General features: G+C 33.2%; 17 protein-coding genes. 15 read left to right on the top strand and 2 right to left on the bottom strand.

The annotated features are described in order from the left end of the window. Positions 1-26: 26 nt before the first annotated feature. The 5 genes from selD to PTSHG_RS06965 are packed head-to-tail and all read left to right on the top strand — an operon-like array spanning position 27 to position 3,901. Positions 27-1,046, top strand: a complete 1,020-nt coding sequence (gene selD / locus PTSHG_RS06985; protein ID WP_019108179.1) for a selenide, water dikinase SelD — start codon at positions 27-29, stop codon at positions 1,044-1,046. Further along, positions 1,047-1,622, top strand: a complete 576-nt coding sequence (yedF, locus tag PTSHG_RS06980; RefSeq protein ID WP_019108178.1) for a sulfurtransferase-like selenium metabolism protein YedF — start codon at positions 1,047-1,049, stop codon at positions 1,620-1,622. Next, positions 1,616-1,879, top strand: a complete 264-nt coding sequence (locus tag PTSHG_RS06975) for a putative Se/S carrier protein (RefSeq protein ID WP_019108177.1) — start codon at positions 1,616-1,618, stop codon at positions 1,877-1,879. The genes yedF and PTSHG_RS06975 overlap by 7 nt, the downstream gene beginning before the upstream one ends. Further along, on the top strand, positions 1,876-3,006 hold the full coding sequence (locus PTSHG_RS06970) for an aminotransferase class V-fold PLP-dependent enzyme (RefSeq protein WP_019108176.1): 1,131 nt from the start codon (positions 1,876-1,878) through the stop codon (positions 3,004-3,006). Before PTSHG_RS06975 ends, PTSHG_RS06970 begins: the two co-directional genes overlap by 4 nt. Before the next feature lie 16 nt (positions 3,007-3,022). Beyond that, positions 3,023-3,901: a DegV family protein gene (locus PTSHG_RS06965; protein WP_019108175.1), complete on the top strand. Its 879-nt coding sequence runs from the start codon at positions 3,023-3,025 to the stop codon at positions 3,899-3,901. Positions 3,902-3,966: 65 nt separating this feature from the next. Here PTSHG_RS06965 and PTSHG_RS06960 read toward each other — a convergent pair whose 3' ends face one another. After that, complete coding sequence (locus PTSHG_RS06960; protein WP_019108174.1) at positions 3,967-5,289, bottom strand: MATE family efflux transporter; 1,323 nt, start codon at positions 5,287-5,289, stop codon at positions 3,967-3,969. Between the two features lie 132 nt (positions 5,290-5,421). Between PTSHG_RS06960 and PTSHG_RS06955 the strand changes: the two genes are divergently transcribed. After that, complete coding sequence (locus PTSHG_RS06955) at positions 5,422-6,156, top strand: gamma-glutamyl-gamma-aminobutyrate hydrolase family protein (protein ID WP_019108173.1); 735 nt, start codon at positions 5,422-5,424, stop codon at positions 6,154-6,156. Between the two features lie 72 nt (positions 6,157-6,228). On the opposite strand, the gene PTSHG_RS06950 is transcribed toward PTSHG_RS06955, so the two are convergent. Further along, positions 6,229-7,296 (bottom strand): hypothetical protein, encoded by a 1,068-nt coding sequence (locus PTSHG_RS06950; protein WP_019108172.1) that lies wholly within the window; start codon positions 7,294-7,296, stop codon positions 6,229-6,231. 115 nt (positions 7,297-7,411) lie between these two features. On the opposite strand from PTSHG_RS06950, the gene PTSHG_RS06945 reads away from it, so the two are divergent. The 9 genes from PTSHG_RS06945 (at position 7,412) to PTSHG_RS10105 (ending at position 13,562) form a co-directional block, all read left to right on the top strand. Beyond that, positions 7,412-7,681: an ACT domain-containing protein gene (locus PTSHG_RS06945; RefSeq protein WP_019108171.1), complete on the top strand. Its 270-nt coding sequence runs from the start codon at positions 7,412-7,414 to the stop codon at positions 7,679-7,681. A gap of 9 nt (positions 7,682-7,690) precedes the next feature. Continuing rightward, positions 7,691-9,046, top strand: a complete 1,356-nt coding sequence (locus tag PTSHG_RS06940) for a PFL family protein (RefSeq protein WP_019108170.1) — start codon at positions 7,691-7,693, stop codon at positions 9,044-9,046. 30 nt (positions 9,047-9,076) lie between these two features. Further along, positions 9,077-9,565, top strand: coding sequence for a free L-methionine (R)-S-oxide reductase MsrC (locus PTSHG_RS06935; RefSeq protein ID WP_019108169.1), 489 nt, complete (start codon positions 9,077-9,079; stop codon positions 9,563-9,565). Between the two features lie 285 nt (positions 9,566-9,850). Next, complete coding sequence (locus PTSHG_RS06925; protein WP_019108167.1) at positions 9,851-10,510, top strand: ABC transporter ATP-binding protein; 660 nt, start codon at positions 9,851-9,853, stop codon at positions 10,508-10,510. Further along, on the top strand, positions 10,507-11,208 hold the full coding sequence (locus PTSHG_RS06920; RefSeq protein WP_019108166.1) for a hypothetical protein: 702 nt from the start codon (positions 10,507-10,509) through the stop codon (positions 11,206-11,208). Before PTSHG_RS06925 ends, PTSHG_RS06920 begins: the two co-directional genes overlap by 4 nt. Beyond that, a complete protein-coding gene (locus tag PTSHG_RS06915; protein ID WP_019108165.1) occupies positions 11,199-11,831 on the top strand; it encodes a hypothetical protein in 633 nt (210 codons plus the stop codon). The genes PTSHG_RS06920 and PTSHG_RS06915 overlap by 10 nt, the downstream gene beginning before the upstream one ends. Further along, the gene (locus tag PTSHG_RS06910; RefSeq protein WP_019108164.1) at positions 11,831-12,988 is read left to right on the top strand and encodes a sensor histidine kinase; all 1,158 of its coding nucleotides are present in this window, start codon (positions 11,831-11,833) and stop codon (positions 12,986-12,988) included. Before PTSHG_RS06915 ends, PTSHG_RS06910 begins: the two co-directional genes overlap by 1 nt. Continuing rightward, positions 12,966-13,166, top strand: a complete 201-nt coding sequence (locus PTSHG_RS10110) for a response regulator (RefSeq protein WP_019108163.1) — start codon at positions 12,966-12,968, stop codon at positions 13,164-13,166. Before PTSHG_RS06910 ends, PTSHG_RS10110 begins: the two co-directional genes overlap by 23 nt. A gap of 45 nt (positions 13,167-13,211) precedes the next feature. Beyond that, positions 13,212-13,562 (top strand): response regulator transcription factor, encoded by a 351-nt coding sequence (locus tag PTSHG_RS10105; RefSeq protein ID WP_162137629.1) that lies wholly within the window; start codon positions 13,212-13,214, stop codon positions 13,560-13,562. The last annotated feature ends 13 nt before the right edge of the window (positions 13,563-13,575 follow it).

Below are 13,575 nucleotides of genomic sequence, written 5' to 3'. Positions count from 1 at the left end.
GTGCTATAATATTATATGGTGATAATATGTCAGAAATTAATTTAGAGCTTGAAGTTTGTGGAGGATGCAACGAGAAAATCGGCGTAAAAGATTTGGCAGGCATACTAAGTGACTTAAAGCCCTACAAGAGAAAAGAAATTACTGTGGGTTTTGAGGGTAGAGACGATGCCTGTGTATATAAAATAAATGAAGATATCTCCCTTGTAGAGAGCTTGGACTTTTTTTCTACTATGGTAAAAAATCCCTATGACTTTGGAAGAATTGCAGCCACTAATGCAATTTCAGATATATATGCCATGGGAGCAGAGCCAAAGTTTGCATTAAATATAGTTTGCTTCCCTGAAGGAGAAAACCTTGAAATATTAAAGGAAATTTTAAGAGGAGCAGAAGATATTTGTAGAGAAGCAGAAGTTTCTGTGACAGGTGGACATTCAATCCATGACAGAAAAATAAAATTTGGTCAATGCGTAACGGGCATTGTTAAAAACAATGAAATCTGGAAGAATAGTGGGGCAGAAGTGGGCGACTATTTTATTCTGACAAAGCCTCTTGGAGTTAGTCTTGTTATGAGTGCCTATTCAGTGGGCATGACCTCAGAAGAAAATTACATAGAAGCAATAAAAAATATGACTACATTAAACAAGTATGCAGCAGAAATTTTAAAGAAACACAAAGTTTCTTCTGTCACTGATGTGACGGGTTTTGGTCTACTTGGTCATCTTGATGAGTGCACTGATGAGTCTGTAGAAATTTTTGCTGACCAAATAAATTTTTTGTCTGGAAGTTATGAAGCTGCCAGTGAATTTTTATTTACAGCAGGGGGACAGAGAAATAGAAGGGCACTAGAAGATAAGGTTGAGTTTACTTTTAAAGACTTTTCCCTAGAGGAAGTTCTCTTTGATCCACAGACATCGGGTGGACTTCTCTTTGCTGCAAAAAAAGATGAGTCAGAAAAAATTTTAGATGAGATGAAAGAAAGTGGAATTCCCGCTTTTTATGTTGGTCGCGTAATACCAAGAGAAAATAAAAAATTTAAGGTGATATAAATGGAAATTGATGCGAGAGGATATGCTTGTCCAAGGCCAGTAATTATGACTAAGAGGGCAATTAGTGAAAACAATTTAGAAGAAGTTTTAGTAAGAGTCGATAATGAAGTTGCAACTGAAAACCTAAAAAAGATGGCAGACCAATTGGGTTATGAAACTAGCATAGTTGAAATTTCAAAGACTGACTACGAAGTCCACCTAAAAAAATCTGAATATGGAAAAAAATCTGAAGATGTAAGTGATGAATATGTAGTTATCTTTTCATCAGACAAACTTGGCGTAGGCGAAGAAGAATTTTCAAAAAAATTAATGGAATCCTTCACTTATGCTTTGTCAGAAGAGGACAGCCATCCTAAATACATTTTGTGCTACAATCATGGAGTTCATTTAACAACAATAAATGAAAAAACCATCGAAGACTTTAAAAAATTAGAAGAAAAGGGAACAGAAATTTTATCCTGTGGACTTTGCCTTGAAAATTATAAATTAAAGGACAAACTTAAAATTGGAGAAATAACAAATATGTATAGAATTTGTGAAATTATGACCAAGTATAGAGTTGTAAAACCATGCTAGAATATTTTCTTTTGACCTTTGATTCTTCTAACAAAGCAATTAAGGCAGAGAGAGTTATTCGAAAAAACAAATTATCCGCAAGAGTAATTCCAGTACCTGAAGAGCTTTCCAAGGGCTGTGGATTTTCTGTTAAGCTAGAAGGCGATTTAGACTTGGCAAAAAGCTTGCTTCTTGAGAAAAATATATATCCCAAGGGTATTTATAAATTTATAGAAGATAATTCTTGCAGAAAAATTGTAAAGATTGGAGAAAAATGATTTACCTAGATAATTCATCCACTACACTTATAAAGCCAGAAGTAGTTTCAAAAACTTTATATGATGCTATAGCCAGCAGGAAATTTTCCAATCCATCACGTGGATTTTATGATGAGGCTATAAATTCTAGCCAAGCAGTTTATGACGTTCGCAATATTCTTGCAGATTTTTTTGGTCTTGAAGACCCGCTTAATATTGCCTTTACAGCAAATATAACAACGTCTTTAAATCTAGTTTTGTCTTCTCTATTTAAAAAGGGCGACCACATTATTACAAGCCTTACAGAGCACAACTCTGTCCTAAGACCTCTCTATCAACTAGAAAATAGAGGTGTCGAGCTTTCTTTTATAGATATTGATGAAAATTACAATTTAAAATTAGAGGAACTGGAGAAAGACTTAAAGAAAAATACAAGGGCAATAGTTATAACAGCAGAGTCCAATGTAAGTGGAGCAGTGACAGATTTAGATTATATCTATGACTTTGCAATAGAACATGATCTTTTATTAATTGTTGATGGAGCACAAGCTGCAGGAACTGTTAAAATAAAATTTAATGAGAGAAAATATCCAAGGCTAATTTTTTGCTTAACAGGTCACAAGGCTCTCTTTGGACCAAGTGGCACTGGTGCAATAATAGATTTATCTGGCGAAAAATTTAAAAATGTCTTTACTGGTGGCAGCGGAGTAAATTCTTTTGACAGATTTAACCCTGTTGAGATGCCTGATGTTTTTGAATATGGTACAATTAATTTTCACTCAATTATTGCACTAGGTGCAGGGGTAAAATTTATTGATGAGATAGGAATTGATAAAGTTTCCGAAAAAATTCATGCCCTAAGAAGAAAATTATTTTATGGGATAAAAGAAATTCCAGGAATAAAATTATATTGCAATGAAAAAGATTCAAGCATAGTTTCCTTTAACTACAAGGACTATGTTTCGTCAGAAATCTCAGAAAAATTATATAAGATGAGTAAAATTGCCTCAAGGGGAGGAATACACTGTGCACCACTTTTCCACGAGAGAGTGGGGACAAGTAATAGGGGCATTGTGAGATTATCTCTTTCCTACTTTAATAACGAGGATGAAATAAATAAAACAATAGAAACTATAAAGATGCTGTAGACTAGAGGAGGGACAAATGTCTTTTAAAATAATATCCGATTCTTCATGTGATTTAGATAAAGAAACAATAAAAGAACTTGATATAGAAGTTTTAAAAATAAAAAGTACAGACCAAGATGGAGAAGATTTGCCAGATGAAATGACTAACAAAGAAATTTACAAAGAGATGAGAGAAGGCAAGTTTTTCAAAACAAGTCAAATAACTTATTATGAGTACTTGCAAAAATTTGAAGATTTGGCAAGTAAAGGAACCAATTTTATTTGCATCACACTTTCATCAGGACTTAGTGGAACTTTTCAAAATGCCTATATGGCAAAAAAGGAAATTGAAGAAAAATACGATGTAAAAATAGAAGTAATTGACTCTCTTGCAGCTTCAGTTGGATTTGGTCAAATAACATATTTTGCAGGTCTCGCAGCAAAAAATGGAGCAAGCTATGAAGAAGTTACGAAACTGATAAAATTTCTAGTTAAAAATACCAAGCATATCTTTACAGTTTTTGACCTAAAATATCTCTATGAAGGGGGAAGAGTCTCTAGGACCAAGGCAAGAATATCAAGCGTCCTAAACATTTTGCCAATTCTTGAAGTTGATGAAGAGGGAAAACTTTTTGTGTCAGAAGTTGTTCGTGGGAAAAATAAATCCTATAAGAGAATGATGGAAATTATTTCTGAAAAGTCTATATCAGATGGAAGTGACAGAGTCTTTCCAGTTTATGCAGATGACAAAGAAATTTTAAAGCCATTGATTTCTAAATTGGAAGAGGAAGGCTACCACAAATTTTTGCCGCTTGAAATAGGACAAACAATAGCAGCTCATGTAGGACCAGATATTTGTGGATTGGGATACCTCACAGAAAATATTCCTGAGGAATTTAAAAAATATTTGGACTAAAAATAATAGAAAATAAACTTAAAAGATGGAAAAAGAGGAAGTCAAAATAAAAGTGACTTCCTTTTTTAAATTCTTTGCAATTTAGGTTTTTTTGTCATTTTCTTTAAAGAGTATAGGGCTATTATAAATACTATTATTTCAGATATAAAGGCTCCCAAGAACAGATAACTTGCGCCAAAAAGTTTTACACATAGGTAAATGGAAAGAAAGAGGGCAATTGAACCTCTCATTATATTAATGACGATTGAATATTTTGGGTTTCCGATAGCTGAAGAAAATGACGCTATAAATAAGTTATGGCCTGCCAAGAAGAACATCAAGGCATAAAGTCTAAGTGGTCTAATGGAAGATGAAATCATAGTTTTATTTTCCAAGAACATATTAAATAATTTTTCTGCACCGAAATAAGAAATTGTATACATTATTATTGAAATTATAGAGATAAAGATAAAACTCATTTTTATTATTTTTAGACTCTTATCTCTCTCTTCTGAGCCATGATAGTAGGATAGAAGAGGGAGTGTGCCGTGGCAAACTCCTTGGAAGGTTGAGTTTGCAAAGACAGACAAGTAATTTATAACTGCATAGGCAGACAAAAATTCTGGTGAGATATATTTTATTATGAATAAATTATAGATAAAGACAAAAGTTGCTGTGTTAAGTTCAGATATAAATTCGCCAAAGCCATAGGCTATAGTTGTCTTTAAATAAGATAAAATTTCTTTTACAGTCATTTTAATTTTCACAAAGCGAAGGTAGCCCTTGGCAGCTCTAAAGTGAAGGAAAAAAATGACGCAAGATAAAAATTGTGCAATGCCTGTTGCAAGGGCAGCTCCTCTAACTCCCATGTGAAATTTGTCGATTAAAATATAATCCAAGATAATATTTGTTAGGCAAGCAGAGACTGCACCTATTATTGCAGTTCTAGGAAAGCCATCTACCTTTACCAAAACTTCAAAGGCATAGGAAATTATATAAAAAGGCGAGAAAAATACAATTACAGATAAATATTGGTGAGACAGTGGAAATAAAGTTGAATTTGCTCCCAAGAATAAAATTATTTTATCCATAAAAATTAGTGCAAGGGCGGCAAGAATAGCAGTAAAGGCAAGTATAAATATGATTATAAAAGTAAAAACTTTATTTGCCTCGTCTTTATTTCCCTTGCCAAGCTCTATTCCAATAATGGTTTGAGAACCGACTCCAGTTATTATGGCAATGGCAAAGAGAAAGTTTACATAGGGAATAACTATTGTAACAGCTGATAATTCTAATTCGCCAGCAAAGTTTGCTACAAAAAAGCCGTCTACAATTGTGTAAATTGAGAAGACCCACATAGCAATTATTGATGGTATAACAAATTTAAAAAATTGTCTCTTTAAGTTCATATAACACCTCTAGTCAATAAATTATATATCAGCCATATTTTTTAGTCAAGAAAGGCAACATAGAACTTTATGTATTATCAATTTGCAGTTCTATTTGATATAATGAAAATATAAAACTTTGGGAGGAAGATTATGAAACCAATTATAGGAATTTCTATTAACTCACTTAGAGATATTTCTCAAAATGATGTTGGACAAATTGGAGTTGAAGGTCAAGAGTGGCAACTTGTTGCAGCAGATTATATTAGGGCAGTTGAAAGAAATGGCGGCGTGCCAATCTTAATACCAAATATAAAAAGTATGGAAGATATGAGTCTTGTATTGGATAAAGTTGACGGACTTTTATTATCCGGTGGTCACGATGTAAATCCAAGAACTTATAATGAAAGAAATAGCGGAAAAGCCGGGAACTTTGACAATATAAGAGACCACCAAGAAATTTTTATGACACAATATGCCCTTGAAAAGGACATACCTATACTTGGAATTTGCAGAGGTCTTCAAGTTTTAAATATTACACTTGGAGGAACAATTCATCAAGACTTGCCTTCAGCAGGTTTTCCTGCACACTCTATGAGTAACTCACTTAGAAATGAGCCGTCACATTCATTAAATATTGTAAAGGACTCTCCACTTTATGAAATATTTAAGAGAGATGAAATTTGGACAAACTCCTACCACCACCAAGGCATAAACGAACTTGGAAAAGGTCTAAAAAAAGCGGCACTTTCAGAAGAAGGATTAATTGAGGCAGTTTACCTTGAGGACAAAAAATTTGCTCTAGCGGTACAGTGGCATCCAGAGATGATGTATGATGACGATGAAATGAATTTAATCTTTAAAAAATTCATCGAGGCTTGCAAATAAAAATAAAAAAATTCACAGGAAGACAAAAATACCCTTGCTAGATTTTTAGCAAGGGATTTTTCATAAAAAATTTTATTCGAAATAATCAATTATGCCTTTTACAGCAATGCCAGTGTCCTTGTGATAAATTATACCTTCACAATAAGACCAGTTTTCTTTTCCAAAATTATTTTTTGCCTCTTCGTAATCCTTTTTCTTTGCAATTTCAACTGTGCCATCAATGTGTCTTGGTCCATTTTCAATGTAGACTACATCTTTTTCGTAGCCAGGAATTTCTTCTAGCTTGTGAGTAAAGTCCTTTAAGCCCTTTTCTTTTGCGACATAAAATAAATCTTCCATTAAGCTGTCATAAATTTCCTTATTTATATTGGCAAGCAGCAAGTTATCAAAGGTCATCTTATCACCACGAGCCATTTTTTCAATAGAAGGACCATTCTTTGATCCATCTTCTGCCTCTATTTTTTTATCAAAGACAAAATTTTTATCTTCATCTAAAATATATTGAAATTCCATGGGAATAAGATAGCCTGAATCTTGATTAAAGATTCCATCTTTGTAAGAATAATTTGCATTATTAACAGATGCTAGAAAAATTAATTTGCCATCTTCAAAAAAGTCCTTTACTAAATTTGGATAATAAGTTCTGTACTCTCCAGGATTATTCATTGTTTCAACTTGGCGCATTTTATTTGAAAGCAGTAAAGTTAAAGCCTTTTTTCTTAAAGAATTATTTGACTCAATTAATTTTGAATTTTTATCATTAATTTCTTCATTTTCAAAAACCTTATCCTTATATACAGCTGCAAGTTTTATTTCTCTACCATCAGATGAAATTATGACATCGCCAGACTTATTTTCTTTCTTTTCAATTTCCTTATCAGTAAAGTTTGCGCCCTTAAAAATTCTTTCATAGTCATCTAAATTTAAGTCGCCAAGGATTTCTGCGAGAGGAAATTTTTCACTGGACTCTCCAAGATTTTCTCTAGCAATAAAAAGTTTTATATCTGCTTCGTTTGCTTTTTCCTTTTCTTCAACTTTATTTTTTTCAGCAACTTCTTGATTAGAATTTTTATTTTTGCCACAAGCTGTTAAAAGTAAAATTGCAAGAAGAGAAATTATAATAATTTTAAAATTTTTCATATTATCCCCCTTTTGCCTTATAATATAATAAAGTAAAGGAAGTTACAAGCATAAAGAGATTATTAATACATTAAGTTATGGTATAATAATTGTAATTTTAAATAAGGGGGATGCTATGAGAGCTGTAATAACTGTTATTGGTAGTGACAAAATCGGTATTGTATATGAAGTAGTAAAGAAGATGGTGGAGTTTGATCTAAATATTGTTGATATTACTCAAACAATTTTAGATGGCTATTTTACAATGATTGTAATGGTTGATTTAACGAAGATGAACGTTGAGTTCCAAGAAGTTGTAGATGCCTACGAAAAGCTTGGCGAAGAACTAGACCTTTCTATTAGAGTTCAACACACAGGTATCTTTGACAAGATGCACCAAATTTAAGGAGCTACTATGGATAAAAAAAGAATTTTAGAGACAGTTAGGATGCTTGACCAAGAGAACTTAGACATTAGGACTGTAACTCTTGGCATATCACTTTTAGACTGTATAGATAAAGATGCAGATATAGCTTGCGAAAAAATTTACAATAAAATTATTAAATATGGAAAAAATTTAGTTGAGTATGCAAATGAAATAGGCAAAAAATATGGAGTAGAAATTGTAAACAAGAGAGTTTCTGTTACACCTATTGCACTTATTGCTGGAGCAACTGAGGAAAAAGACTACACTAAATTTGCCAAGGCTCTTGACAAGGCTGCTAAGGAAATTGGTGTTGACTTCATAGGTGGTTTTTCTGCCCTAGTTCATGGAGAAATGACTCCAGCTGATGAAATTTTAATAAATTCAATTCCTAGAGCACTTGCTGAGACAGAAAAAGTTTGTTCATCAGTAAATGTTGGAACAACAAAAAAAGGTCTAAACATGGACGCAGTTAAGCTAATGGGAGAAAAAATTCTTGAGACTGCAAAAAACACTAAGGATGCAGACTCCATTGGTTGTGCAAAACTCGTTGTCTTTGCAAATGCAGTGGAAGATAATCCCTTTATGGCAGGAGCTTTTCACGGAGTTGGCATGGGGGATGTAGTCCTTCACGTTGGAGTTTCTGGTCCAGGTGTAGTTAAGTATGCCCTAGAAAAAGTTAAGGGAGAAAGCTTTGATGTAGTTTCAGAAACTATTAAAAAGACAGCCTTTAAAATAACAAGACTTGGAGAATTAATCGGTACAGAGGTTGCAAATAGAGTGGGAGTTCCCTTTGGCACAATTGATTTATCTCTTGCCCCAACACCAGCTATTGGCGACTCAGTTGCAAGAATTTTAGAAGAAATTGGAGTAGAATTTGCTGGTGGACATGGAACTACTGCTGCCCTTGCCATGTTAAATGACGCTGTGAAAAAGGGTGGTATCATGGCATCTGATCATGTTGGCGGACTTTCTGGTGCCTTCATACCTGTAAGTGAAGACGAAGGCATGATAGCAGCGGCAAGAGATGGTCACATTGGACTAGATAAGCTTGAAGCAATGACTTGTGTATGCTCAGTTGGTCTCGATATGATAGCAATTCCAGGAGACACGAAAGCATCAACACTTGCAGCTATAATTGCAGACGAAGCAATGATTGGTATTATAAATCAAAAGACTACTGCCGTTAGACTTATACCAGTAATAGGAAAGGGCCTTGGCGAAGAGGCAACCTTTGGTGGACTACTTGGCTCAGCCCCAATAATTCCAGTTCACAGAGGAAATTGTGACAGATTTGCAGATCGTGGAGGCTTTATACCTGCACCTGTTCACAGCTTTAAAAACTAAAAAATAAAAATTTAAAGAAAGAGGTCTTTTATGAATGACAATTTAAAGGGCATTGAAAAATTAAAAAAAGTTGAAAGACTAGACTATATGCTAGACTTTGGACGGGCAACAATAAAAACTGAGTCCGACATGATTGCAATGATGGCAAATATTTCTTCCATAATTTTTAATGTAGTTGAAGATCTTAATTGGGCAGGCTTTTATCTTGTAAGAGGAGAGGAACTTGTCCTTGGACCCTTCCAAGGACTTCCTGCTTGCACAAGACTAAGTGAAGAGGGCGTCTGCGTATCTGCTTGGAAAAATAAAAAGATTATGAGGATAGAAAATGTTCATGACTTTAAAGGGCATGTCGCCTGTGACAGTGCTTCAAATTCGGAACTCGTATTGCCAATTATAGTAGAGGCTGAAGTTGTTGCAGTTTTGGATTTAGATTCGCCTAGTATAGGTCGCTTTACAGAGCTTGAAGAAGAAAAATTTAAAGAACTTGTAAAGGCTATGGAAGATGAATTAAATAAATAAGAAAATTAGAGGTAGAGAAATTTACCTCTTATTTTTTGCAGTTATTACTCATGAAATGTAGATTTTATAAATTTAGAATGGAGATAAGAAATGAAATACTTGACAATATCAAACATTATTTTATTTGTTGGAATTTTTATATTTGCAAGTTTTATCCTGGAAAAAGATAGTAAAAAGAAAAAATTTTTGGGTATCATCTTAATTTTTTTGGGCTGCGTCTTAAAATTTTTGAATTTTTAGATTTTAAAATAAAACAATCACAGGGAGCTTGCACAAGGAGGCAAGATGAAAGACAAAATAATTGTAAAAAATATTGAAAAAAACTTTAAGGGCAAAAAACTCTTTTGTAATTTTTCTTTTTGTGTGGAAAAAAATACTGTCCATGCCCTTGTTGGACCAAACGGGTCAGGAAAGACAAGTCTACTGAGGATCCTAACAGGAATCTATAAGTGCCAAGGTCATGTCGAAGTCAAGGGGTCCTATGCCACCCTACTTGAAAATGACTACCTCTATGAGGACAAGACTGGCATGGAAAATATTAATATATATTCCCTTTATTTTGGTTCAGATAAAGAAAATTACATAAAATATTCCGACATACTTGGCATTACAGATGATTTAGGTAGAAAGGTTGCAACTTACTCTAAGGGTATGAAGAGGAAGTTATCCCTTCTCATAATTATTTTAATGAATAGAGACATTATTTTTTTAGACGAAGTAACTTCTGGTGTGGACCCTCTATCTCGAGTTGAAATAAGAAAAATAATTGCCATGCTAAAAGACCAAGGGAAGACAATTATCATAACTTCCCATGATTTATCTGAGATAGAAAAAATTGCCGATATGGTAACAATGATTAAGGATGGAAAAATTTTATTCACAAAAAAAATTTCAGAACTTGGAGAAAATCTTGAGAATTTATTTATTGATGAGGGATCAAGATGAAAGATAAAAATATAAATAAGGCGACGAGATACATAATCTTTAGGGACAGAGAAGTGATTATAAATACAGTTTTATTTTCTCTACTTGCACTTGCATACCTCTTTGCCCTCTATAATTTTCTTTTTAGGGCAAGGGGAGATGGTTTTATCATCTTATTGGCCTACGCCTTTATACTTGGCTTTGGAATAATTGGATCTAACACTATTCTTGTAAATTTAAGTCTCAGGGATAAGCTAAGTGGAAGGTTGGAGTTTTTATTGGGGACTGGACTTGATGTAAGAGAGCTAATAAGGACATATTCAATAGAAAACTGGAGGCTTTCATCTTTTCCTTCATTCATAATTTTTTTTGGAACTTATGTGATTTGTAACTTGGGCAAATCCTTTATCGCAATTTACCTAACATGCCTCATACTTCATTATTTTTTGATTTTGACCCTTAACATAAGGGCAATGTATAGGAAGAATTTTAAGTTTTTCAAAAATATAGTTTTCTTTACTACAAGTCTTATGATTTATCTATTGGGAGATTTTTCTGGAAAGATTTTAAATTTTTTGGAGAAAATAAATTTAGATGTAAGTATTTCTATAATCATTATAAATATCCTTGCAACAATTTTTTTGGCTCTTTATTCTTTATATGAGCTTAGGAGAATGGACAATGAAAGTGTTATGGAGGTGAAATCAGAATGGTCTTAAAATTAATTGGTCTTGATCTAAAGAAAATCATGGACAGGAATGCCCTATTAATGGCTTTCTTTGGACTCATTTTTACCTTTCTATCAAGCATATCTTTTGAAAAAAACACAAGTCTATCAAGGCTCATGGGCCTAGAAGGTTTAGCCCTCATCTTTTTAATTTTTGCTTTAGAGTTTTCCAAGGGGACCCTACAAGAAGACAAGGCAAGAAAGAAAATTGAGTTTGTCCTTTCCAATGGAGTTGAAATAAGATTCCTACTCTTAAAGTATTTTGGGACCTTATTTTTTTTAAGCCTCATTACGCTTTTGCCTTCCCTAATATTTTTTTCCTTCAAGACAAGGATTGAGGTCCTTGAAATTTTAAACTTCCTAGTAACAGCTGGCCTTTACACAAGTTTTTTAATTTTAAAAATTTTAAATACAGAAAACATGAACAAGATGGCTGGTATCCAAAAGAAGATATTTCTTCTTGGAGGCCTTGTATTAATAGTATCAACTAATATTTATATTTTCACTTCTGTGATAAAATTGTACTTGATAAGCAAGTTTTTAATTTTAATTTTTGCAAATATTTTTGTGGCAATAAGGACAAACAAGGAAAGGATTGCGGTGACCTACTTTTGATGGGGAAGAGAATTTTAAAAATAATAATTTCACACGCCGCCTTGATTTTTTATTGGTGCTGCCTCTATAAAGTTGGCGAAATTACAAAAAAAGATCCAATAATAAACCTAACTTCCGCAGCATTGATCCTAATTATCTATGGCTTTATTTACACAGAAATTACTAAGGAAGAGGATAAAAAAACTGACGGACTTTATATTTATGCCTCACTCTTATTTTTTGCCCTAGCCTTAAATAAAAATTTTAATTTTTTAATGTGCTTTGCCATAGGACTATTGACTTCAATTTTTTATATTGTGAAAAATTTGCGAAGAGAGAAGATTTTTTACATTAATATTCTTCCTGTCTCAAAAAAGATGACACAGGTATTTACTGGAATTTTCATTTCTATGATTATGATTTTAACCTATCTCTTGGATTTGGATTCCTTTGTCATAAATATTTTTAATCAATTAATATTTTTTGCCTGCTGCCTTTTCTTTTTCCTATTCTTAAAGGATAGGGAAGATGTCTATGACAAGACCTTTAAATTATTTTATATGTCTCAGTACTTGGCAAATGAAAGGGAAAATTTTGCAAGGCTTATCCATGACGAGGTCCTACAAGATATTTTTGCTGCCAAAAATTATTTGAGCCTAAAAGAGCCCAAGATTCACGAGGCAAGTGACCTGCTTACAAAATTAAATGAAAGACTTAGGAAAATTATGAAGTTTTATCAGACAAGTCTCTTTGAAGACTTTGGCATGGAAGAAAATATTCATGGAATATTTCAAAATGTGGCTAGCCTTTATCCTGACAAGACTACAAAAATTGACAAGAAAATTTCAAGTGCCTTAGAAAATTTAAGGGGCGAGGAAGTAAAACTAATTGCCCTAATTACCAAGGAGCTTGTCAACAACATCTACAAGCATTCAGAGGCGACCTATATTTTTTACAGACTCTATGAAGATAGAGGCTTTATAATTATGGAAGTGGAAAGCGACGGCATGGCTGAAGAGGACTTTAAAAATATAGAGGATTCAAAGAGGGGGGTTCTACTTTTGAAGATGCTAATTTCCTCTAATGAAGGCGAAATTTCCTACGAGGACAGGAGAAGGACCCTTTACACAAAAATAAGATTGAGAAGGTGTAGAGATGAAAATTCTTTTATTAGATGACCACAAAATTTTTGGCGAGAGCTTAAGGCTCCTCTTGGAAGAGAGGGAAATCTCATGCTTTTATACAAATGAAATTGAAAAATTTTATGCTGAAATGAAAAAGGACTATGACATTTTTCTTGTGGACATAAATTTAAAGAGAGATGAGACGGGCTTTGACATCTTGGATAAAATTTAAGACTTTGACAAAAATAAAAAAGTTGTAATTTTGACTTCCTACGACATGATTAACTACAAAAGAAAAGCAGAGGAAAAGGGCGCCAGAGACTTTATAAATAAGTCTGTAGAAGTGGATGAATTAATTGAAAGGCTAGAAAGAGTCTATAGAGATGAAAAAGTTTTATCTAAAGATCAATGCCCTGACCTTTTGGAAGCTCTCACAAAAAGAGAGGAAGAAATTTTGACTGAACTTGTAAAGGGACTTAATAAAAAAGAAATTGCAGATAAACTTTTCATAAGCGAAAGGACTCTCTACAATCACATAGCAAATATTTACGCAAAGCTTGGGGCGAAAAACCTTGTTGAGGCTTATAACACAGCCATGGAGCTTGGCTACATCAAACCCATAATGTAAAAAACTAGGTCCA

This window comes from Peptoniphilus senegalensis JC140 (assembly GCF_000321025.1).
GTDB lineage: Bacteria > Bacillota > Clostridia > Tissierellales > Peptoniphilaceae > Peptoniphilus_A > Peptoniphilus_A senegalensis.
Note: the sequence above shows the minus strand (reverse complement) of the source record. Positions and strands in the feature narration are given on the sequence as shown.